The sequence below is a fragment of the Streptococcus sp. NCTC 11567 genome (assembly GCF_902141215.1).
Classification (GTDB): Bacteria; Bacillota; Bacilli; order Lactobacillales; family Streptococcaceae; genus Streptococcus; species Streptococcus dysgalactiae.
In genome coordinates this window covers 159,058-179,164 of sequence record NZ_LR595857.1, presented here as the reverse complement: position 1 = coordinate 179,164, position 20,107 = coordinate 159,058, and the positions used below count along the sequence as shown (strand labels likewise).

The window sequence follows — 20,107 nt, the reverse complement described above, 5'->3', positions numbered from 1 at the left end:
GAACACATCTATTGATAACCTTATCAAGTTTAGTGTTTTTAGTGTGCTTCTTTTTTAAACAAACAGGATTCATTATCCTTTTTTAGCGACATCTAATAAAGAAACTCTCTATCTCTCTACTTGTTAAGGTAGGGAGATTTTTTGTTAGAGAAAGCGAGGCAATTATGCTGAAAACCACAATGGTAACCTTAACCCACCACAAAGATTTAAAGAACTTGGTCAAAGATGTAACGTTTACGGTTCGGCCGGGGGATAAAATGGCCATTATCGGCGATGAAGGCACAGGGAAGTCTACCTTACTCCAGGCATTCCTTGATCCTGAACTGATTAACGACTATGCCACTCTGTCTGGTCAGGTTCAGTTAGAGTTTGACCGAGTAGCTTATCTGCCACAGGTCATTCCACAACACCAATTAGATATGACGGTTGCCGACTTCATTTACACCGATCTTAATAATAATACCGTTGATTTTAACATTTTTTACCAGCTAGCCCAGCAGTTTCATTTGGCAATTGAGCCTATGCTCACAGAAAATTTACATCTCAAGGACCTCTCTGGCGGTCAACAGCTCAAACTCTACCTGTTAACTCTTTTAGCCAATCAACCTGACTGCCTCTTTTTAGATGAACCTTCCAACAATCTCGATTTGGACTCGCTAAATTGGTTAGCTCAGTTTATCGCAAAAACACAACAGACGGTTATTTTCATCTCCCACGATGAACATTTTCTCAGTCAAACCGCAACTGCTATCCTTCATCTAGAATTGCTTAAAAAACGGCAAAAACCACGCGCTACTTATTTCAAAGGCAGTTATGACAGCTATAAAGCCTGGCGACAGGAAACCTTTGAACGGCAAACCCAGTTAGCCCTCAAGGAACGTTCAGAGCATGCTGCTAAATTAGCAAAAAGTCATCGTATTCATCAAAGCGTTGAGCATCAACTCCGACATACTAAAAACGATGTGGCAGGTCGCTTGTTAGCTAAAAAACTTAAAAATGTCTTATCACAGGAAAAACGGTATGAAAAAGAAAGACAAGGATTTCACGATATTCCTGAAAACCCAGACCATATTAACCTTTTCTTTTCCGATATTCACCCACTCGCCTCAAACAAAGTGATTTTAAAGTGGCAAGAACAACTTGTTCCCTTTACTCACCAAAGTATTGACCTAACGATTTGGGGACAAGACAAACTAGTCATCACAGGAGCAAATGGCATTGGAAAAAGTAATCTTCTAAGCATTATCCTAAATGACTTATCTCGTCAGTATCCTGTTGGCTTTATGCCTCAAACCTATGCTGAGGATCTCAATCCCGACCAAACAGCACTAACGTTTTTATCTGATCACGCTAGTTCATCTTCTTCGACAGAAATCAGAACACTCCTAGCTAGTTTACAATTCACGCGGCAGGAAATTGGGCATCCTATTGGAAACTTATCCGGTGGACAACAGGGTAAACTTTTCCTTGCCAAAATGGTATTAGCCAAGTATCCCATCCTGATATTAGACGAACCGACAAGGCACTTTTCACCAACAAGTCAACCTTTGATTCGACAGCTACTAAGAGAATACCCCGGTGCCATTATCAGTGTATCGCATGACCAGTGTTTTATAGATGAGGTCTGTCAAAAGGTGTTTGAGCTTGAAAAAGATGGATTAAGGCGCATTCGTTAACGGTCTTTGTCACTTCTAATAGCGAGGATAACAGAGACAACTTTTAGTAAAAATCAGGCTTTATCCGCTGGCAATTCTATTTTTGTGCTATGATAAGAGTAAGGAGGATGATTTGGTGAAAAAAACAATTGGGATTGTAGGCATGGGTGTGAGTGGTTTGGCTGTTTTGCTGGCCCTTTCTCATCAGTCAGAAGACGTTTTAGCAACTATGGAGATTTTCTGTTTTGATGATTCTCATCATTTTGGTAAAGGGATTCCTTTTCAAGAAGATGCGGCCTTAGCCTTGATAAATTCTCCTATTGACGATATTTCGTTTGATTATCGCAACATGAGCGATTTCATGGTATGGTTAAGAGAAAATGGCTATAGTACTGACCAATCTTATGTCGCAAGAGCTCTTTACGGAAAGTATTTATCTGAGAGAGCAAAATCCCTGTTAAACCAACTTCCTGTTAGGGTCGTGACGTCTAGAGTTGAGGACATCCATTATTTCCCTCAGCAGCAACAATGGCAAGTAGAGCTGGAAGAAGGAGCAACTCCTAACGATTTGCCAGTCTTTTTTGACGAGATTCATCTTGCTTGTGGGGCCTTACCGGTGTTAGACCCTTATGAACTAGAGGGGGCTCTTGGCTACCATGCTGATCCCTACCCTCTAAAACAATTTGCAAGAGATGAGTTTGATGGGCAGACGGTTGCTGTCATCGGGACAGGCCTAGCTGCCATTGATGTGATTAAATGGCTTGTCAGTGATACAAAAGCTTCTATTCAAGCTTTTTCTCGGTCAAACGTTTTTCCAACAGTGCGTATTTTAGAAGGGCCTGTCATTGATTGGCAGTTTTTCACAGACGAAACGCTCAACCAACTGCTCAACCAAGCCGAGCATTCCTTTACTTTGACTACCTTTGACAACTTGTTGTCAAGCGAGTTACAAGCACTGGGTTTTAAGAGTTGTAAAGAGGCAACTAAACAGGTTTTAGCTCCAGGTCAAGAGGGCATTGCTTTAGCCTTTGAACATCCTAAAGAGCTTTATCTTTTACAGCAACTAGCCTCAAGAATAACGGTCTGGTTGACTGATTTGTGGCCCTACATGTCCTTAGATGATCGCAAAGCTTATCAAGACACTTATGGAAAAGCCATTGTCAACTTACGCAATCCCATGCCAGATGATTCTGCTAAATTACTGTTAGAAGCTTTCAAGCAAAATAAACTAAAGACGATTGCTGATGTTTCAGATATCACGTCGACTGATCAGGGATTTACCATCATTACTAAATCGGGTAAGTTTTTCGTCAATCATATCATCAATGCAACGGGTTATCACTTGACACCAGCTAATCTCTCATCAGCAACACCTCTTCTCCAATCACTCATCAATCAGCGCCTTTGTCAACTAGATGCTCAGGGCGGACTTACCATTTTACCAGAAACAGCGCAAGTCCTATCACCAAAATACGGCGTCATGCCCAACTTATATGCACACGGTGCCTTGGTAAACGGTGTCATCTATCAGAACAATTCCACCATAAAAATCCAACGCATGGCAGAGCGTGCCTTTAAAGGTAGGGGATAGAAAATAAACAGATATATTGTCTAAAAACTTCTTTACAAATAAAAATTATTGTTTTATAATAATTTTGGAAAAATAAATTATCGTAAAACAATAATAGAGGTGCCCTTATGGAAAAAACTGTCTTTCGTTTTTTAGCTATCTGTGCTACTTTTTTACAGTATTTATTTCTTATCTGTACATTTTTTGTATTCATAGGCATTTTCTTTACGATTGCTTTCAAAGATAGTATTACGGAACTTAAGATAGGAATTGATTTAAATCAGCCTCTAGTCCTAGGTTTTACCATATACACCCTTGTTGTAGCCATCCTTATTTTATTATGCCATAGCTTTTCAGCAAAGTATTTTCGATATATTATGACCAACCTTAGCCAGAATACTTATTTTACGACCAGTAATAGTCAAAATAGTTTAAAAATTTGCCTTTTTAACATCTTTATCGTCCTACTACAACTCAGCATTAATCTTATTCAAACTTATTTTAACCTGAACGATATGAGTAGCCTTTTCGACTTCTCACATGGAAGTTACTTGACTAATATTATTATTGCCATTTGTGCCTTCTCTGGTTATTTGATTTTTAAAAATGGCAAACTGTCAAAAGATGATTCAGAAAGTATTATTTAATATGGATGATATCCACGTAACCTTAGATAGCCTTTTAAAAGCTAAAGGAATAACTTCAAAAGAATTAGCTGAGAAAATAGGAATTACAGAAGCTAATTTATCTATTTTGAGAACAGGAAAAGCTAAAGGAATTCGATTTGGAACGCTCTCAAAAATTTGCAAAGTACTAGACTGCCAACCTGGTGATCTTTTAGAATACACTCCACCTACTGATGAGAAGCCACTATAAAAACTGTTAAAGAGTCTTCTAAATTTAAGAAAGTTTTTAACCATCCAATCTATGCACCATTCTCGTAAAAACGACTAAAAAGCCCATATCACTAACGTTCCATTTTAGTGATATAGGCTTTTCTTTTTTCTTAATCTATTACAAGTTGATCACATGCACGTCATATCCTAATGACTCTATAAACCTTACCAAATCCGGTGTTTCTACAAAGATGGTTTTCTCATTGGTATTTGGATGGAAACTCATGCGTTTTTCTGGCATAATGTCTTGGTCAATATAGACCAAGATATCCTTATCTCTATTGTTTAACAGTCCAAACGGTGAGACCACGCCTGGTGGAAGAAGCATTTTATCATAGAGACTATCTGCTGATGCCATCCGAATTCTATTTGCCCCAGCTAACTCCTTGAAGCGGTCCATATCCAGTTGTTTTTGATCATCCATAATCAGTAAATAATACTGTGTTTTCTTTTTATTGGTCAAAAACATGGTCTTCGTGCGAACACCGTCAATACCTTCGATAAAGCTGTCTGCTTGTTCTGTGGTCAAGGCAGGTTCATGCTCAACAACCTCAAATGCAATCCCTAAGTCTGTCAGTTTGTCAATGACTGGTGTGTACAGGTCCATCTGTAGCCTCGCTTCTAGGTGTATTTAGCTGCTGTTTTCCAGCTATTCCATTACCATTTTGAGTTTATTATACCATAAATCTCCCTCTCTCACCAAAACCGTTAGATAATAATCAACTACTTTAATGGGAAATACTTGATTTTAATACTATATAGTAATATAATGGAGTCAACTTAAGGAATCGAGGTAAAATGCTATGGTTTATGTATCTAATCCTATTGAAATGACAAAAGCCTTATCGTCTGGTGAAACGGTGATTGACATAACCCGCAGCATGGCCTTTGCCAATCCTATTTATTTGCCTAACGGTATCCAACTGTCTGCTATTCCACAAGAAAACGGCGTGTTACCGACCATCTTCTTCTCTCATTCTGATGGGTTTATTCTTACAGGTAGCAGTCGTTTACAGAACTTATCAGTTGTTACTCTACAAGATAAGAAAGCTATTCAACTGACTAGCCAACAGGTAGCAGAATCATTTGGAACGCTTCACCTCGAAAATCTAACGGTTGACGGTCAAATATCTCTGATTTTCAGAACACCAACCCTCAAAGCGCATGTGGTGACTAAGAATGTTCACGTCGCTAGTTCAGATACCAGAACTTATTTAGAGCAACCTCAAAAATATGGGGTCAATGTGCTTCAAGGGGCCTATACACTCTACAATTTTAACGCTAATAAAGACAGTCTAATCACTGCGTCTATTGATAACTTATCTATTGGGTCTGAAGGGCATCCTGCTATTGGTTCTGGTGTCTTTATTTCTGGTTTCAACGACCAAGGCGGTCGTGTTGACATCGACCAAATGACCCTTGGCGATGTTTATTCAACTGGTCTTATTCCTCAGGGAGTGGCAGATTTCATTACGGGAGCTGTCTTTGTGGTCTATGGCGCGCATATTAGCCACTTGATCCAAAATGGCAAAACAGTTACTTATGGTGTCAATGATATGGTACTCGATGCTTGGGGACAGGTCGATGAATGGGTGGTCAATGATGACGTTATCTCGTATGGTCAATCCGGTGTTGGTTTTGTCAACTTTGGTACTGTCAACCACTTTAAAGCCAATAAAGCTATTTCCACCTATGGTACTGGCGCTCGAGCCTATAATCAATACGATGGTACCCTCAAAGAAGGTTACTTTGCTGGTATACAAACCTTTAATAATGGAGCTGTTGGTATTCAAATCTCCAAAAAGGTTGGAAAACTAGTTGTCGATGGTGACATTGTTACCCAAGGCGGTTTAGGTCAATCTCTTGTCAAAGGGGTTAATGTTGACTTGCCAGCTTATGCCCTCTCTATGAAAGACGGTGGCCAACTAGAATCCTTGACAGTCACTGGCAATATTATTTCCCATGGCGATAAGGTAACGACTGTGACCATGGAAGACGGTGCTCTCATTCATCATCTTGAGGTCACTGGTCAGATTGAAGCTAACGGTCAAGACTCCCAAGCCTTTGATACAGATCAAACGAAGGCGCTCTTCAAAGGTTAAATCTGTTTCCAGTCAGCTCTAACGTTCAAAAACCCCTAACCTGTTAAAACAAGTTAGGGATTTTTAATAGCTCTAAGAGTGGTTAATTTGCCTTCTCATACTAACCTCGGCATTCGTCATGTCGCCATATTCCTATAAGCTAGTTATCAAAGTAAATCTCCTGCTGGTCTGCATCCACAAAAGCCTTCACTCCAAATGGCACAATAGCTCTTGGAGTAGCATGCCCAATAGAAAGGTTAGCCAAAATAGGAATATCGGTATCGATGACCTCTAAAAGAATGTTTTGATAATCGTCATCGTAGGTTTCGTCCATAGGCTTACCGACCAGAACACCTGAAATGACATCAAAAATGCCGGTTTCTTTCAAGGTTTCGAGCATAAGACGATAAAGCTCTGGGCTTGGCTTTTCTTCACTTGTTTCAAGTAAGAGAATTTTGCCCTCCCAGTCCGCCAGAGAAGGGAATAACGCATATTGCTGGCACAGGGTCACACTGTCTGCATACCGTGACCCATCAAATAGCTGATAAAGGGATTCTAAACAGCCCCCTAAAATCTCTCCGCTAAATTGAGCTGGACCTCGCAATAATTTAAATCCTTGATTGGAGTGGACCACTCGTTTAGTCCCCAAGGCTGCTTGGCTAAAATCTGTCCGCTCGTCGTACCACACGTCACTTGGTCTAATAGCTGCAATACTGCCTGTCTCGATTAATTCCTTAAAATAGGCTAAGGAATAGGGCAACATCTCCTCTTCCAGTTCACAAATATCTGCCAGGAAAGATTGACCGTAAAAGGTTTTAAGTCCTAACTTGTGAAGCATGAGATGGTTCATGGTGGTGTCTGAAAAGCCAAGAAAGATCTTCTGCCGAGCAACCTTTTCGAGTTGTCTATCACTAAAAAGGTAAGGCAACAGACGATGGGTGTCATCCCCGCCGATAGCACATAAAATCATGTCAATAGATGAGTCTGCAAAAGCTTCAAGAAGATCAGCAGCCCTAGCTTCTGGATGGTCTTTCACATACTCTAGACCTTTTAAAGCATTTGGCAAAAAGACAGGATCGAGTCCTAAGGCTTTCAACCGTTTGACGCCCAAGTCTAACTCATGTTTGACCATTTCCTCGCCTAAAATGCCACTTGATAAACTGACAATACCAACTTTTTGAATCATTACAAGCCCTCCTTGTTCACAATAGATTGCTTCATTATAACACAAAAGCCCTTTACTGAAGATGAGCAACCAAAATTTCTCACAAGTGGTGTTAGCAGTTACCCAACTAATAGACCAAATCTTGATGGTCTAGCAAGGAATCTATTAAAGCATTTTTAGCGACAACTTGAATCTCGTAACCCCCTACTTCATCAGTTGGTTTTGACTGAGCTGTTACCTTCTTAAGCTTGGTTTGGCTGAAAACTCTTCCTGATACCGTGAAATGAATCCGATTCTCTTCAGGTAAATAGAACTGCAACTGACCATCAAACACATGGTTCTTCCCAGCTTGATAACCTGCCGCCAAAAGCTTTTTGATGCCCTTTTTATCTCCTATTTCTGATACCTGACAGTAAAAATAAATCTTCCCAGACTGTTGAGGCAATGACGCAGACAAGGTACGATATTGTTTTCCATCTTTTTCCACTAATTGGCCTGATTTGAGTTGGGCTTGACCAGGCAACCCGTTCGTTTCTTTTGGGAAAACGATTGTCTGATGAGCCGAAAGAGCTGATGGATGAGGCTTGTCTGGGGTGACTGCTCTGCTATGCCACCAGAATACCAACACTATTAACCCAAAAATCACTAAAAGAAGCCAGCGGAGCTGTCGTTTTGTCATATCAATCTCTTTTCTAGTCCCTAAGTTTGGACAAACAACTAGTTATTGTGGACCGTTATACAACCCTATTATAATCGTTTTACAAGTGGTTCTCAAGTTCAATTGCTGACAAGCCTTCCTTTTGATTACTTAGTAGGTCATTTATGTTACAATAAAGAAAAAGGAGGTCTCACATGACAACTGACCATCAATTACGAGAAGTGTCTTATCAATTACTAGCTGAACGAGGGGTTTCTTTAGAAGCTATTGCAGAGCTGGTGCTTTTTTTGCAAAATAATTATATCCCCAATTTGACCATGGCAGAATGTTTAGAGAGTGTTGAAGCGGTTCTTGAAAAACGAGAAGTACAAAACGCCATTATCACTGGGGTTGAATTGGATAAATTGGCTGAAACCGACCAGCTGTCTGAGCCGCTCCTTACTATCTTAAAAACCGACCAAGGGCTGTATGGGATTGATGAAATCTTGGCCTTATCCATTGTTAACCTCTATGGTTCCATCGGCTTTACCAATTACGGTTATCTGGACAAGACAAAACCAGGGATTGTTGACAAACTCAACCACAAAGACGGCAAATCCTGCCATACCTTTTTAGATGATATTGTTAGCGCCATTGCGGCAGCAGCTGCCAGCCGTATTGCCCACAATGACCCCGCTAAAAGTGCTATTACCAACCAACAGTAAGCACCATAATCAAAACCAGTCTAGGAATATATCCCTAGACTGGTTTTTAACTCCTATAAATAACTGCTAGCTTTAACTAGAGAAAGGCCAACCCCATACAGAGCCCACATTATATCGCCATCTGATCTTCTCGAGGTACTTTTTAGCTTTTAAGAACTGAGGGTTATGATTAGCCTCTTCTCTTTTCATTTCTTCCATAAGATAGGGATATAGTTGGTAAGCTAAGTAACTCAGCCTATCTCCAGAATCAAGCCCTTTAGCTGCCCAAATCAACTTTTCCCTAAAAGATTGACTTAAGTTAAGTTCTTTCTCATTATACAATGATTGAAGACAGCTCATAAACTCTGCCCTCTTTTGTTGTCTTTTAAACATGTCATAAATCACTTTCTATCTAAGAGTCCGAATGTCTATTCTTTATCATCTAATAAATAAATAGTAGCAAAATAAAAGCTCTTGTGCAATCAAAGTAAGAGACTGATTGACCTGTAAAAACCGCAAGGACTCACTGGTCTTGCGGTTTTTTTGATGATTCGAAAAATCTAGTTAGCAATCGTTTTAAAGCAGCACGTCCTTATCGACTAGTGACATAGGCATCAACAGCAACCAAAGCTGCAGCCACATCTTCTGGGCTGATAACAAATGGCATCTGATGGATGGTTTCGCCTGCCATGGTTGCTTGGCGGCCAACTTTTAAGAAATCATCTTGACTAGCAGTGTCTAAATGCATTTCTTTGAGGGTTGTTGGCATGCCAATGGCTTGGTAAAAGTCGATGTAGCGGTCAATTTCTTCACGCGAACGATTTTCCAAGAAGAGTTGTGTCAACGTGCCATAGGCGACTTTTTCACCATGAGTAAGATGGTGAATATCACCTGTCAACGCTGTAAAGCCATTGTGAATGGCGTGTGCAGCAGCCAGACCCGCACTTTCAAAACCAAGCCCACTAAGGAGGGTATTGGCTTCAATGACATTTTCCAAGGCTGGAGTCACGACTTGTCTGTCACAACTAGCCATCGCTTTTAGGCCATCCGCAAACAAGGTTCGTTCACAGGCTTGTGCAATGGCAACTCCTGCCAGCGTTTGATTGCCACCTGCCATGGTGTCTCCATTTTTTTGCATAACCGCACGCGCTTCTACCCAGGTTGCTAACCCATCTGCAATCCCAGACGCCAATAATCGTTTGGGTGCCTGACAGATTACTTGTGTGTCAACCAATACAAGATCTGGATTCTTTGAATAGAAAATGTATTTTTCAAAGGCTCCTTCATCGGTATAAATAACCGATAAGGCTGAGGTTGGGGCATCTGTTGAGGCAATGGTTGGCGCAATAATCACTGGAACAGTCAACACATCCGCAATAGCTTTAGCACTATCAATGGTTTTTCCGCCACCAAGACCGATAATGACATTGCTACCATTATCTTTGGCAATGGCAACCACACGGTTGATTTCATTATCAGAGGCTTCCCCATTAAAGGCTACGTGAACAGGGGTCATGCCGTTATCTGCCAAATAAGCTTCAAATGTTTTTCCGACAATACCATAAACCACATCATCACATAGTAAAATGGGGTTATCCCCTAGTTGTTTCAGGGTTTCTGCATTGCTAAACAAGGCATTTTTACCTTGAATGTAACGAGATGGACTTGCAAATACTTTCATCGTTGAACTCCTTTATCTGTGATTACTAATGACGAACTTTCTTAAATACTCTTACGGTGATGAATGGCTTCCCAATCCTTACCAAAATCGTCGACCGCTTTTTGAATAGAGGGCATCGCAAATCCTGCTTCAAAAACATCTGGACCAGCAGTAATGGCTTGTGCTCCCAAGGCAAAGGATTTATTGACCTGAGCCACATTTTTAAAGCTCGCTGCTAAGAGTTTACTGTCAGAACACTCACGGTCAATAGCTTCTGCCAATTGCCCAATCACGGCCTCTGGATCAATATTAAGATTTTCCATACGGTTATAATAAGGAGCCAAATAATCAGCGCCAGCTTCAATGGCTAATAACCCTTGGAAAGTGCTGTAAATAGCTGTCGCGGTAATATGATAGCCTTCAGCTTTCAAGGTTTTAATGGCCGCTAGCCCTTCTGGGGTTACAGGCACTTTTACATACACACTGTCCCCACATTGCTGACGAATTTCAGCAGCATCTTTTAAGATGCCTTCGTAATCTTGGGCAATCACTTGAACATGAATAGAAGCCTGATCACCGATAATGGCACGAACTTCTCGAATCCGTTCAAAGAAATCAATGTCACCTTCTTTTTTGGCAATAGAAGGGTTTGAGGTCACACCTGCCAGCGGCAAAATACGATGCCATTTTTTAATAGCGTCTAAGTCTAGAGTGTCTAACATATATTCCATAAGTATTCTTCTTTCTAAAGCGTGTGTTCCGTACGTTCAATAATGTCATCCTGGGTTGCTTTTGAGAGGACATTGAAGAAAGCAGAGTAGCCAGCAACACGGACAATGAGGTCGCGGTGTTTTTCAGGATGGTTTTGGGCATCAATCAAGGTCTCGCGTGACACGACATTGTACTGGATATGATAACCGTGTAGGCGATTAAAGAAGGTACGAAGTAAGGCCATTAATTTCAGTTTGTCTTCTTCTTTGGCCAGGGTTTGTGGGTTAACTTTTTGGTTGAGTAGTACTCCTCCGACAATCTCATCTGTTGGTAATTTAGCAACAGATTTAAGGACAGATGTTGGGCCTTTTTTGTCCATGCTGTGTTCTGGTGAACAACCTTCTGCTAGTGGTGTGCCTGCATGACGACCGTCTGGTGTCGCCAAGGTTCCTTTGCCTTGTCCGACATTGGCTGAGATTGATGATGTCCCAGAATAGCGGATACCTCCGATTGGGCCACGGCCATAACGGGTATTTGGGTATTTGGCAATTTCATCAATGTAGGTATCGTAGGCTTCTACCACGAGACTATCTGCGTAGTCATCATCGTTACCATATTTTGGCGCGTCATTGATTAGCATTTGGCGGATGTCTTCTCCGCGTTCTCCAGCAAAGTCACTTTCAAGAGCCTGCCAGAGTTCTTCTGGAGTTAATCGACCTTCTTCAAATACTAATTTCTTCAGCGCTGCTAAGGAATCAGATAGGTTGGCAATACCGACTTGAAGGCCTGAGATGTAGTCGTAAACAGCTCCGCCTTCTTTTAAGGTCTTGCCTCTGCCGATACAATCATCTGTCAAGGCTGAGCAAAGAATATCTGGTACTTCACGTTCAAGACCTAGGTCAATGGCATTTTCAACAATGACGCTCATGCGGGTAATTTCGCGCAGGGTGGCATCCCATGCTGCTTTTAATTCTTCATAAGATGTCATGTCTTTGAAGTGACCGTGTCCTGTGGCAAAGCGCTTCCCTGATGCTGGGTCAATCCCGTCATTCATGGTAATCAGCAAGATTTTAGGGAAGTTGATGTAACTCATCCCCGTGCAACGGTAGCCCCATTTCCCTGGAACTGCTGTTTCCACACAGCCAATGGCTGAGTAATCATAAGCGTCTTCTTCTGAGACACCTTTTTTGATGAAAGATGGAATGATGATTTCATCGTTGTTCATGGCTGGCATACCAAAACCAAGTTTCATGACCTCGATACACTCGTTCATAAAGGTATTGTCTAGGCCTTTGTGGTAACGAACAGTCAAGTTAGGTTGTGGCAATTTGGTTTGAGCCACACTCCTTAGGACAAGGTAAGACAGTGGGTTGACCGCGTCTTTTTTATCTCGTGTTTGACCACCAATAGTCACGTTTTGGTAAAGTGGACTACCTGCTGATGAGAAGGTGTGGGCTTGGCTCCGCACTTTGTTAATGGTCAGGGTCTTAATCCAGAGGTTGGTCAAACGTTCAACGATTGAGGCTTCTGTTTCACGGCCAGCCTCCAAATCAGCTTTGACATAAGGATACATGTACTGGTCAAAGCGGCCATAAGATAGGGAATGCCCGTTTGATTCAATTTGCAAGATACACTGAATGAACCAGACGGATTGCACAGCTTCTGCAAACGTTGCTGCTGGTTCATAAGGTACTTTGTCACAAATGCGTGCGATTTCTAACAATTCTGCTTGACGTTCTGGACTAGCGGTTTCTGCTAGTTCTCTAGCCAACTTGGCATAGCGTTTAGCATAAGTTTTGACCGCATCAATGACAATAAAAACCGAATCGTAAAAATGGTATTTGTCAATATTTTCAGGAATAGTCAAATCAAGCGCAGCTTTGGCAGCTCGTGCCCGCTCTTCAAATCCCTTCAAGCCGTGTTCCAAGAGTTTTTGGTAATTGACCGCTAAATGGGCATCTCCCGAATTCATCTTGCCTTCCATGCCAAAGAAACCTGTTTCCATGTACACTTGCACTTCTTCTGGTAGCAAGACCCCGCAGCGAGCACGTAAGTTATTGTTTTCCCAGAATGGGGCAATATCTCGGAGCTGTTGCTTGGTTTCTTCGGTAATGTAGAACACATCCCCATCTCGTTTTTCAAAAAGATCAAGTTCGTTGAGGACAAATTCCAGAGTATATTCAGGGAAAATCGGTGCATCCTTGTTTGAAGAGGCTTGGTTACCAGCAATGAGGCTTTCATCCTCAATATAGATGGTCATGTTTTCCAAAATAGTTTGAAGCATGTAAGCACGTTTGAGGTTTGCTGGCTTATTTTGGTGTTTTTGATAGGCTTCAGTGGCTAAAATAGCACGCTCAGCATCAATATAAGGTTTCTTGTCTAACACAGCTTCACGATAGTGAGTCATTCTGTCTGTTAAATGTCCAAAATAAGGGCTTTTTGTTTCAGTCATGCGAGGTCTCCTTCTTTCTTACGAAATTATAAATGTTTCTTTCGTAACTATTTTATCATATATTAAGACTTTTGCGTATCCTTAACCATAAGAAAAGATAGTCACTTTATTTTGCACTATTGTGCAATATAGGCCTGATAAGTCGCTCTCCTTTTTCTAAAAAACCACCTCTAACTGGAGATGGTCTCAAGAATTTGTGTGGACGCTAAATCATGACTCTTCACTAGCTTGTTCATTTTGATAAGCCATATTATCTTGGATTTTAAAGAATGGGAAGTACACCAACGTTGACAGGATGAGTATAAGAATTTGCACAATAGCTCCTTGCCAGCCACCAACCATGAACCCTGAAATAATGGCTGGTGTTGACCACGGAAGGGTCACTCCTGCAAAGGGCTGCATGAAACCAATAGCAATGGCGCCATAAACTGTGAGAGCTGCCAAGACAGGAACTAAGATAAATGGCAAGAACATGACTGGATTCATCACAATTGGAAAACCAAAGACGACTGGTTCATTAACATTAAAGAGGGCTGGGAAGGCTGCAACCTTGCCCAAAGCCTTGTATTGTTTGGATTTAGCCGCAAAGATCATAGCTACCACTAAACCAAAGGTAATTCCTGACCCTGAGAGAATCAAGAAAGAGTCTAAAAATTGTTGGGTTACAATATGGGCACCCTTGTCTAGGGATAACTCACCTGCTGCCATCAAGGCCTTATTGGCATCTAGATTTGATAAGAGAAGAGCAGTGACAATTCCATTGACCACAGATTGCCCATGCACGCCAAACCACCAAAGAAAGGAAATAAAGAAGGCAATACCTAGTGCGCCATAAAGAGAACCCGTTAACCCTTGCAGAGGTACCTGAATGACATCATAAATCATTTCAATAAAGGTGCCACCACCTGTCACTGACTTGGCAATAATGTACACAAGCATTGACAAGGTAAAAATCACAAAGGCTGGAATCATAGCTTCAAACTGTTTGGCAATGGCTTGTGGCACTTGCTCTGGCATTTTGATGACAATGTGGCGACGGATAAATGCTGTATAAATAGCACCTACCGTTAAACCAATCAAAATAGCACCAATAATCCCTTGACCACCAAACCAAGCCTTGCTAATAGCATCACCGATAGGTTCGCCTTCTGCTGGAACATAAGATGATCTCAATAGAATAAAGAAAGCTGATAAGGATAAAACCCCTGAAGGGAGAGGTTCAACACCTGAATTTTTAGCATAAGAATAACCAATCGCAAAGCAGGAAATCAAGCCCATAATAGCAAACGTTCCATGGTAAACCTGCATAAAGGGTTCTGTCCAGTCGGCACCAAACACACCGGCAATGGCATCATTAATCCCTTGAAAAGGAATCTGACCAGCAATCAGGAAAAGACTTCCCACAACGGTCAAAGGTAAAATGGCTAACATCCCGTCTTTTAAGGCGATGATACCGCGCATATTCACAAATTTCATGATTGGCATGATGATGTTTTGCATATTCATTTTTGCCATGATTGACTCCTATTCTTTAACAAGACTAAGGGCTAAATCAAGCACCTTGTTGCCGTCTAACATTCCATAATCAGCCATTGGGATAACTGCAATCGGGATGCCATTCTCTTTACAAATAGCTTCTGATTTATCCAGAGTATAGGCAACCTGTGGACCTAAAAGTGCCACATCAATCAATGGAGCATACTCAGCCAACTTTCCTTGGGAATAAGCATCAATCTGGCAGTCAATGCCTTTCTTTTCAGCAGCTACTTTCATATTATTCACCAACATGCCTGTTGAGAACCCTGCTGCGCAAAACAATCCAATCTTAATCATATCAATCTCCTTTTTATGAATGAAATATTATTTGGTTGCCAATTCTTTACGAAGGTCAATAATCTCTTTGATGAGATTAATTTCTGTAATGGTCGTCATCAAGTGATCCTGTGAGTGAATAAAAAGAGCTGTAATCTCTGACTTATTACCACTAGCTTCTTGGGCAAGAAACTGGGTCTGTAAATTGTGAGCTTCCAACAAGGCATCATCTGCTAATGCCATTTCTTTTTCACTCGTGTCATAGTCTTCAGCCTTGGCACATTTCAAGGCCTGGTAAATATGCTGCTTAGCGTCGCCAGCATTTAAAATTAACCCCATAATGATTTGGTCTGGTACAATCAGTTCCATAAATAACTCTTCTCCTCTTAATCAAATGCTATCGCTTTGTTACGAAAACGATTCAATTACGTTTGTAATCGTTTTCTTTTTGTTGATAACTTCATTTTATCATGTTTGTTTCTAGGGTCAATATATTTTGTGCTATATTTTAATTAATGCACTTTTGTGCTAATATGTTCGTTGCACAGTTGAGCAATCTCTGTTTTATCAATAAACGAAACAACAAAAAAAGCCCTGACCATTTGATCTCGAGCTTCTAAAAATGTCATAGTATCTTTGAGTTTCGATTAAAGAAGAACGTTATTAAGGTCAATATCTTCATCTAACGCTAAAACAGCTAGCATGGTCTCTTTATCCGTCACTAGATAATTGATAAAACCTGCTTTTAAGGCTGCCAATATTGCCTTAGCCTTATATTTACCTGTTGCAACGGCAATGGTCTTTCGCACTCGACCTAATTGTTCCAGCGAAATACCTATCGTCCGATCTTGCAAACCTTTGTAAACAGGATGACCCGCTTGATCAAAAAAGCGGCAGCAAACTTCTCCAACAGCTTCTTCCTGTTTGAGTTGTGCATAATCGGCATCGGTTAACAAGTCACGCCACTGACTTTCCTCACGGCTGTTGGGCTCTCCTCCAATGCCAACTAAAGCGAGGTCTAACTGGTCCCAACTCGCCAAAATACTCTCAAAATATTTAGATTGAATAATACCCTTGGTCAATTGTTTATCTTCTTGAATCACCATTGCATTGATAAAAGCACTATTCCCATGAAAAATACGAGCCAAGCGGTAAACCAGGGTATTGACATGATATTTGGCATTAATATGGCTAGGTCCTCCTGCCAAAGGATAAATAAACACATCTTTCATCGCTTTTGGATTTAACTCATCCATCAAGCAAGAAAGAGTCGCTCCCCAGGACAGACCGATCTTATCGCCATCTTTAACAACATGTCTAAAAACCTCAGCTGCTGTTTTAGCAACATTTGTCAAGGTATCCATTGGGGTATCTTCAACCTGGTTGGGCACAAGGTCTAGTTTTTCCAAGCCGTACTGCTTTCGCACGTATTCTTCTAAAGCAAATAAATCAGCATCATAGTCGGCAATTTCAATCCGAACAATGCCTTCTTCCTTGGCTTTTGCTAACATCCGACAAACCGTTGTTCGGTAGATATTCATTTCCTTTGAAATCACAGTTTGGCTCTTGCCTTGAACATAATGCAAGTAAGCCACCTTGGCAAGGAGCCGTCTGCGTTCTTCTTTCATCTAGCCACCTATTTTCTAAGAAACAAAATCAAGAACAAGACCACTAGCACTTAATAACTCTTGTGTTTGCTTGTCTAGTGCCTGGTCTGTAATGACGCGATTGACATCAGCTAATGACAACTGGTGTACCAGACTGGTTTTTGAAAACTTGCTGGAATCGGTCAAAATCACCACTTCCTCAGCAGCATCTGCCATGTAACGCACCCCTTCTGAGCGCATCATGTCCTTGCCCATAAAGCCAAGATCTTTGTTGAAACCGTCTGTTCCAACAAAGACACGATTGACATGAAAAAGGGATATCATTTCTTTCAATAAAGGACCAACAGTCACCTCTGAATTGGGCTGGTAATAACCGCCCAGTAAAATGATTTGACAGCTACTATATTGACGAATGTAGTTGGCAATGAAGCACGAATTGGTAATGATTTTAATATTTCGTTTGTTCTGGCAAAGCACTTCTGCCAAAAGGGCACAGGTTGAGCCAGATTCAATCATAATGGTATCGTTGTCTTGCACCAATTCAGCTGCTTTTTCTGCAATCCGTCGCTTAATGTTGTAATTGTAGGACAAGCGTACATTGAGGTCATCGCCACTGTTTAGCACCGCATAGCCATGTTCACGTCGCAACAAGCCCTTACTTTCAAGCTTATCAAGGTCTTTTCGAATGGTTACTTTCGAAACGTCTAATTGTTCTGATAAACTGTTAACATCTATTTTTTTCTTCTGGGAAACCAGTTGAATAATACGTTCTAATCGATTCATCATTCACCTCCCTTTCATTGTACCAGTTATTTTCTTAAAAGAAAAGGGATATTTACTTTCATTCGTAATTGATTTATTTACGTTTATCTGGTATGATGGTTTTACAACGAAAGGAATTCACACTTATGACTGATCGCGGTATTGTTTTCAACATTCAACATTTTAGTATTCATGACGGTCCTGGTATTCGGACAACCGTTTTTTTAAAAGGTTGCCCCTTGAGATGTCCATGGTGTGCCAATCCCGAATCCCAACAAAAAGCACCTGAGCAGATGTTAACAAGTGATGGGCTTAATACTAAAATAGTTGGAGAGGAAAAAACCGTGGACGAGGTGATCGAAGAAGTCCTTAAAGACCTTGATTTCTACGAAGAGTCAGGTGGGGGCATGACCCTGTCAGGGGGGGAAATCTTTGCCCAATTTGACTTTGCCTTAGCCCTGTTAAAAGCAGCCAAAGCAGCAGGTCTTCACACCGCAATTGAAACCACCGCCTTTGCCAAACACGAGCAATTTGTCACCCTTATTGACTACGTGGACTTTATCTATACCGATTTGAAACATTATAATCAGCTCAGACACCAAAAAGTGACTGGGGTTCGTAATGACTTGATTATCAAAAATATTCATTATGCCTTTCAAGCTGGAAAAGAAATCGTCTTGCGCATCCCTGTTATTCCCCAATTTAATGATTCCCTAGACGATGCTAAAGCCTTCTCAGAGCTCTTTAATCAGCTTGAGATTGACCAAGTGCAACTGTTACCTTTCCATCAATTTGGAGAAAACAAGTACAAACTTCTAGGTAGGGAGTATGAGATGGCTGAGGTTAAGGCCTATCACCCTGAGGACTTGGAAGACTATCAAGCTGTCTTTCTCAACCACAATATTCATTGTTACTTCTGAGAGAAGGGCCTATAGCTTTTTGACATCACTATTGCTCAAAGCGTACCGAATAATCCCATTCTACTGGCTAGCTGACAACGTAAAAACCTATTGCGCTGCTTTTGAATACCCCTTAAAGACGCATTACTATCAGCTTTTCTTTACTCAAAAAGCCACTCGCTAAAAAGTGAGTGACTTTTTTGTCTAAACAAGCTATCTGGCTGTTACTTTTCAGGAACAGTAACGGTCCCTTCAATGATAGCTTTTTTGGCCGCTTCAACAGCAGCTTTCGTCTCATCTGATAAAGCGTCTGTTGTCAACGTCACGCCAGCTTCTTGTAACCCAAATGTCGTCACTTGACCACCTGGGAATTTGCCTTTAGCAGTTTTTGTAGCAACTTTCGCAAGTGCCTGACCAACTTCTTTAATACTTGATGTCAAAACAAAATTAGATGATTTGCCATCTTTTGAGGTGTATTTGCCATCTTCACTTTGGTCGCGGTCAACACCGATAACCCAAACTTTATCTGCTTCATCTCTTTTTTCATTGAGCGATTTGGCTTCATTGAAAACACCAGCTCCAGTGCCACCGGCTGCTTGATAAATAACGTCAGCACCTTCAGCATATTGGGCAGCTGCAATCGTTTTCCCTTTAGCCGCGTCCGCAAAGGAACCCGCATAAGAGACTCTTACCTTGATGGTATCATCCACAGATTTAACCCCAGCTTCAAAACCTTTTTCAAAGCGTTTAACCACGACACCTTCCATGCCACCAACGAAACCAACTTGTTTAGTCTTTGTGGTTTTGGCTGCCGCAACTCCTGCTAAATAAGCAGCTTCATGGTCTGAAAAAGTGATGCTGGCGACATTTTTCTTACCTTCGATGACATCATCGACAATAGCAAATTGGCTATCAGGATTGTCTGTCGCTGCTTTTTCTACGGCATCATGCAATGGGAAACCAATACCAAACACTAGGCTATAGCCACTTGATACCGCTGAATCTAAGTTCGTTGTAAACTCTGACTCGTTTGCTGATTGGAAATAGTCATAGCCTTTTCCTTTGCTAAGCTTATTCTCTTTTCCCCAGGCTTGCAAACCTTCCCAAGCTGATTGGTTGAATGATTTGTCATCAATCCCAGTCTGGTTTGTGATCATAGCAACCTTTAACGAATTATCAGCCTCTTTTTGGGCAGAGCGATTGCCACAAGCTCCTAGTGTTAAAAGAGCTGTTGAGACAAGTCCAAGCGACATTACCTTTTTGTTCATGTGAAAATGAACCTCCTAAATGTTTAATCTCCTAAAATATAAAGCTTCTTTTGTTGACGTCCTTTAGTTTTTTTAATAACGGAAAACCTAGTATATCAAAAAAATCAGTTTTATCCTATTATTTTTATCGAAAAATATTGATTTTACAACAAAAACCGAACATTAAATTCTCTATACTCGTACCAAGGGAACACCATGTTGTCTTTAAGCTGAAAATCACAAGCAACA

20 protein-coding genes are annotated in these 20,107 nt (G+C 41.0%); 7 read left to right on the top strand and 13 right to left on the bottom strand.

Going from position 1 to position 20,107, the window contains the following annotated elements; translation table 11 throughout:
- The first annotated feature begins 164 nt into the window (after positions 1-164).
- From FQT67_RS01025 to FQT67_RS01010, 4 genes are all read left to right on the top strand, one after another.
- Entirely contained in the window at positions 165-1,676 is a 1,512-nt protein-coding gene (locus FQT67_RS01025) for an ATP-binding cassette domain-containing protein (RefSeq protein ID WP_046177316.1), read from the top strand.
- Positions 1,677-1,791: 115 nt separating this feature from the next.
- On the top strand, positions 1,792-3,246 hold the full coding sequence (locus FQT67_RS01020) for an FAD/NAD(P)-binding protein (RefSeq protein ID WP_065355292.1): 1,455 nt from the start codon (positions 1,792-1,794) through the stop codon (positions 3,244-3,246).
- Between the two features lie 107 nt (positions 3,247-3,353).
- Positions 3,354-3,872 carry a hypothetical protein gene (locus tag FQT67_RS01015; protein WP_014611948.1) on the top strand — a complete coding sequence of 173 codons (519 nt, stop codon included), beginning with the start codon at positions 3,354-3,356 and terminating at the stop codon, positions 3,870-3,872.
- 1 nt (position 3,873) lies between these two features.
- On the top strand, positions 3,874-4,101 hold the full coding sequence (locus tag FQT67_RS01010; RefSeq protein ID WP_003059606.1) for a helix-turn-helix transcriptional regulator: 228 nt from the start codon (positions 3,874-3,876) through the stop codon (positions 4,099-4,101).
- Between the two features lie 138 nt (positions 4,102-4,239).
- On the opposite strand, the gene FQT67_RS01005 is transcribed toward FQT67_RS01010, so the two are convergent.
- Positions 4,240-4,728, bottom strand: coding sequence for a prolyl-tRNA synthetase associated domain-containing protein (locus FQT67_RS01005; RefSeq protein ID WP_003059642.1), 489 nt, complete (start codon positions 4,726-4,728; stop codon positions 4,240-4,242).
- Positions 4,729-4,924: 196 nt separating this feature from the next.
- Here FQT67_RS01005 and FQT67_RS01000 point away from each other — a divergent pair, with 196 nt between their 5' ends.
- A complete protein-coding gene (locus FQT67_RS01000) occupies positions 4,925-6,223 on the top strand; it encodes a hypothetical protein (RefSeq protein WP_046177318.1) in 1,299 nt (432 codons plus the stop codon).
- 139 nt (positions 6,224-6,362) lie between these two features.
- Here FQT67_RS01000 and FQT67_RS00995 read toward each other — a convergent pair whose 3' ends face one another.
- Complete coding sequence (locus tag FQT67_RS00995) at positions 6,363-7,388, bottom strand: S66 peptidase family protein (RefSeq protein ID WP_012766475.1); 1,026 nt, start codon at positions 7,386-7,388, stop codon at positions 6,363-6,365.
- Positions 7,389-7,494: 106 nt separating this feature from the next.
- Positions 7,495-8,046 carry a hypothetical protein gene (locus FQT67_RS00990; RefSeq protein ID WP_022554151.1) on the bottom strand — a complete coding sequence of 184 codons (552 nt, stop codon included), beginning with the start codon at positions 8,044-8,046 and terminating at the stop codon, positions 7,495-7,497.
- 173 nt (positions 8,047-8,219) lie between these two features.
- Here FQT67_RS00990 and FQT67_RS00985 point away from each other — a divergent pair, with 173 nt between their 5' ends.
- Positions 8,220-8,729, top strand: a complete 510-nt coding sequence (locus FQT67_RS00985; RefSeq protein WP_003059612.1) for a phosphatidylglycerophosphatase A — start codon at positions 8,220-8,222, stop codon at positions 8,727-8,729.
- 72 nt (positions 8,730-8,801) lie between these two features.
- Here FQT67_RS00985 and FQT67_RS00980 read toward each other — a convergent pair whose 3' ends face one another.
- The 9 genes from FQT67_RS00980 to FQT67_RS00940 form a co-directional block, all read right to left on the bottom strand.
- Positions 8,802-9,101, bottom strand: a complete 300-nt coding sequence (locus tag FQT67_RS00980) for a hypothetical protein (RefSeq protein WP_014611946.1) — start codon at positions 9,099-9,101, stop codon at positions 8,802-8,804.
- 199 nt (positions 9,102-9,300) lie between these two features.
- A complete protein-coding gene (locus FQT67_RS00975) occupies positions 9,301-10,389 on the bottom strand; it encodes a glycerol dehydrogenase (RefSeq protein ID WP_015016577.1) in 1,089 nt (362 codons plus the stop codon).
- 41 nt (positions 10,390-10,430) lie between these two features.
- Positions 10,431-11,099 carry a fructose-6-phosphate aldolase gene (locus FQT67_RS00970; protein ID WP_003059633.1) on the bottom strand — a complete coding sequence of 223 codons (669 nt, stop codon included), beginning with the start codon at positions 11,097-11,099 and terminating at the stop codon, positions 10,431-10,433.
- A 14-nt stretch (positions 11,100-11,113) separates the two neighbouring features.
- On the bottom strand, positions 11,114-13,531 hold the full coding sequence (locus FQT67_RS00965; protein WP_015016575.1) for a glycyl radical protein: 2,418 nt from the start codon (positions 13,529-13,531) through the stop codon (positions 11,114-11,116).
- A 210-nt stretch (positions 13,532-13,741) separates the two neighbouring features.
- Entirely contained in the window at positions 13,742-15,046 is a 1,305-nt protein-coding gene (locus tag FQT67_RS00960; RefSeq protein WP_046177319.1) for a PTS sugar transporter subunit IIC, read from the bottom strand.
- Positions 15,047-15,055: 9 nt separating this feature from the next.
- Positions 15,056-15,364 carry a PTS sugar transporter subunit IIB gene (locus FQT67_RS00955; protein WP_003060673.1) on the bottom strand — a complete coding sequence of 103 codons (309 nt, stop codon included), beginning with the start codon at positions 15,362-15,364 and terminating at the stop codon, positions 15,056-15,058.
- 27 nt (positions 15,365-15,391) lie between these two features.
- A complete protein-coding gene (locus tag FQT67_RS00950) occupies positions 15,392-15,712 on the bottom strand; it encodes a PTS lactose/cellobiose transporter subunit IIA (protein WP_003059636.1) in 321 nt (106 codons plus the stop codon).
- A 278-nt stretch (positions 15,713-15,990) separates the two neighbouring features.
- Positions 15,991-16,971, bottom strand: a complete 981-nt coding sequence (locus tag FQT67_RS00945; RefSeq protein WP_022554147.1) for a sugar-binding transcriptional regulator — start codon at positions 16,969-16,971, stop codon at positions 15,991-15,993.
- Between the two features lie 15 nt (positions 16,972-16,986).
- Positions 16,987-17,733: a DeoR/GlpR family DNA-binding transcription regulator gene (locus tag FQT67_RS00940; RefSeq protein ID WP_003062567.1), complete on the bottom strand. Its 747-nt coding sequence runs from the start codon at positions 17,731-17,733 to the stop codon at positions 16,987-16,989.
- A 125-nt stretch (positions 17,734-17,858) separates the two neighbouring features.
- On the opposite strand from FQT67_RS00940, the gene FQT67_RS00935 reads away from it, so the two are divergent.
- Entirely contained in the window at positions 17,859-18,632 is a 774-nt protein-coding gene (locus tag FQT67_RS00935; RefSeq protein WP_046177320.1) for a glycyl-radical enzyme activating protein, read from the top strand.
- Between the two features lie 203 nt (positions 18,633-18,835).
- Here FQT67_RS00935 and FQT67_RS00930 read toward each other — a convergent pair whose 3' ends face one another.
- Positions 18,836-19,879 carry a BMP family protein gene (locus FQT67_RS00930; protein ID WP_046177321.1) on the bottom strand — a complete coding sequence of 348 codons (1,044 nt, stop codon included), beginning with the start codon at positions 19,877-19,879 and terminating at the stop codon, positions 18,836-18,838.
- Positions 19,880-20,107 lie beyond the last annotated feature (228 nt).

What these genes read in the sequence shown, in the direction of transcription:
- FQT67_RS00970 (WP_003059633.1), bottom strand. Translation starts at nt 11,099, where the DNA reads ATGGAATATATGTTAGACACTCTAGACTTAGACGCTATTAAAAAATGG.
- FQT67_RS00995 (WP_012766475.1), bottom strand. Translation starts at nt 7,388, where the DNA reads ATGATTCAAAAAGTTGGTATTGTCAGTTTATCAAGTGGCATTTTAGGC.
- FQT67_RS00980 (WP_014611946.1), bottom strand. Translation starts at nt 9,101, where the DNA reads ATGTTTAAAAGACAACAAAAGAGGGCAGAGTTTATGAGCTGTCTTCAA.
- FQT67_RS00945 (WP_022554147.1), bottom strand. Translation starts at nt 16,971, where the DNA reads ATGAAAGAAGAACGCAGACGGCTCCTTGCCAAGGTGGCTTACTTGCAT.
- FQT67_RS00965 (WP_015016575.1), bottom strand. Translation starts at nt 13,531, where the DNA reads ATGACTGAAACAAAAAGCCCTTATTTTGGACATTTAACAGACAGAATG.
- FQT67_RS01010 (WP_003059606.1), top strand. Translation starts at nt 3,874, where the DNA reads ATGGATGATATCCACGTAACCTTAGATAGCCTTTTAAAAGCTAAAGGA.
- FQT67_RS00940 (WP_003062567.1), bottom strand. Translation starts at nt 17,733, where the DNA reads ATGAATCGATTAGAACGTATTATTCAACTGGTTTCCCAGAAGAAAAAA.
- FQT67_RS00930 (WP_046177321.1), bottom strand. Translation starts at nt 19,879, where the DNA reads ATGAACAAAAAGGTAATGTCGCTTGGACTTGTCTCAACAGCTCTTTTA.
- FQT67_RS01000 (WP_046177318.1), top strand. Translation starts at nt 4,925, where the DNA reads ATGGTTTATGTATCTAATCCTATTGAAATGACAAAAGCCTTATCGTCT.
- FQT67_RS00990 (WP_022554151.1), bottom strand. Translation starts at nt 8,046, where the DNA reads ATGACAAAACGACAGCTCCGCTGGCTTCTTTTAGTGATTTTTGGGTTA.
- FQT67_RS00950 (WP_003059636.1), bottom strand. Translation starts at nt 15,712, where the DNA reads ATGGAACTGATTGTACCAGACCAAATCATTATGGGGTTAATTTTAAAT.
- FQT67_RS01005 (WP_003059642.1), bottom strand. Translation starts at nt 4,728, where the DNA reads ATGGACCTGTACACACCAGTCATTGACAAACTGACAGACTTAGGGATT.
- FQT67_RS00975 (WP_015016577.1), bottom strand. Translation starts at nt 10,389, where the DNA reads ATGAAAGTATTTGCAAGTCCATCTCGTTACATTCAAGGTAAAAATGCC.
- FQT67_RS00935 (WP_046177320.1), top strand. Translation starts at nt 17,859, where the DNA reads ATGACTGATCGCGGTATTGTTTTCAACATTCAACATTTTAGTATTCAT.
- FQT67_RS00985 (WP_003059612.1), top strand. Translation starts at nt 8,220, where the DNA reads ATGACAACTGACCATCAATTACGAGAAGTGTCTTATCAATTACTAGCT.
- FQT67_RS01025 (WP_046177316.1), top strand. Translation starts at nt 165, where the DNA reads ATGCTGAAAACCACAATGGTAACCTTAACCCACCACAAAGATTTAAAG.
- FQT67_RS01015 (WP_014611948.1), top strand. Translation starts at nt 3,354, where the DNA reads ATGGAAAAAACTGTCTTTCGTTTTTTAGCTATCTGTGCTACTTTTTTA.
- FQT67_RS00960 (WP_046177319.1), bottom strand. Translation starts at nt 15,046, where the DNA reads ATGGCAAAAATGAATATGCAAAACATCATCATGCCAATCATGAAATTT.
- FQT67_RS00955 (WP_003060673.1), bottom strand. Translation starts at nt 15,364, where the DNA reads ATGATTAAGATTGGATTGTTTTGCGCAGCAGGGTTCTCAACAGGCATG.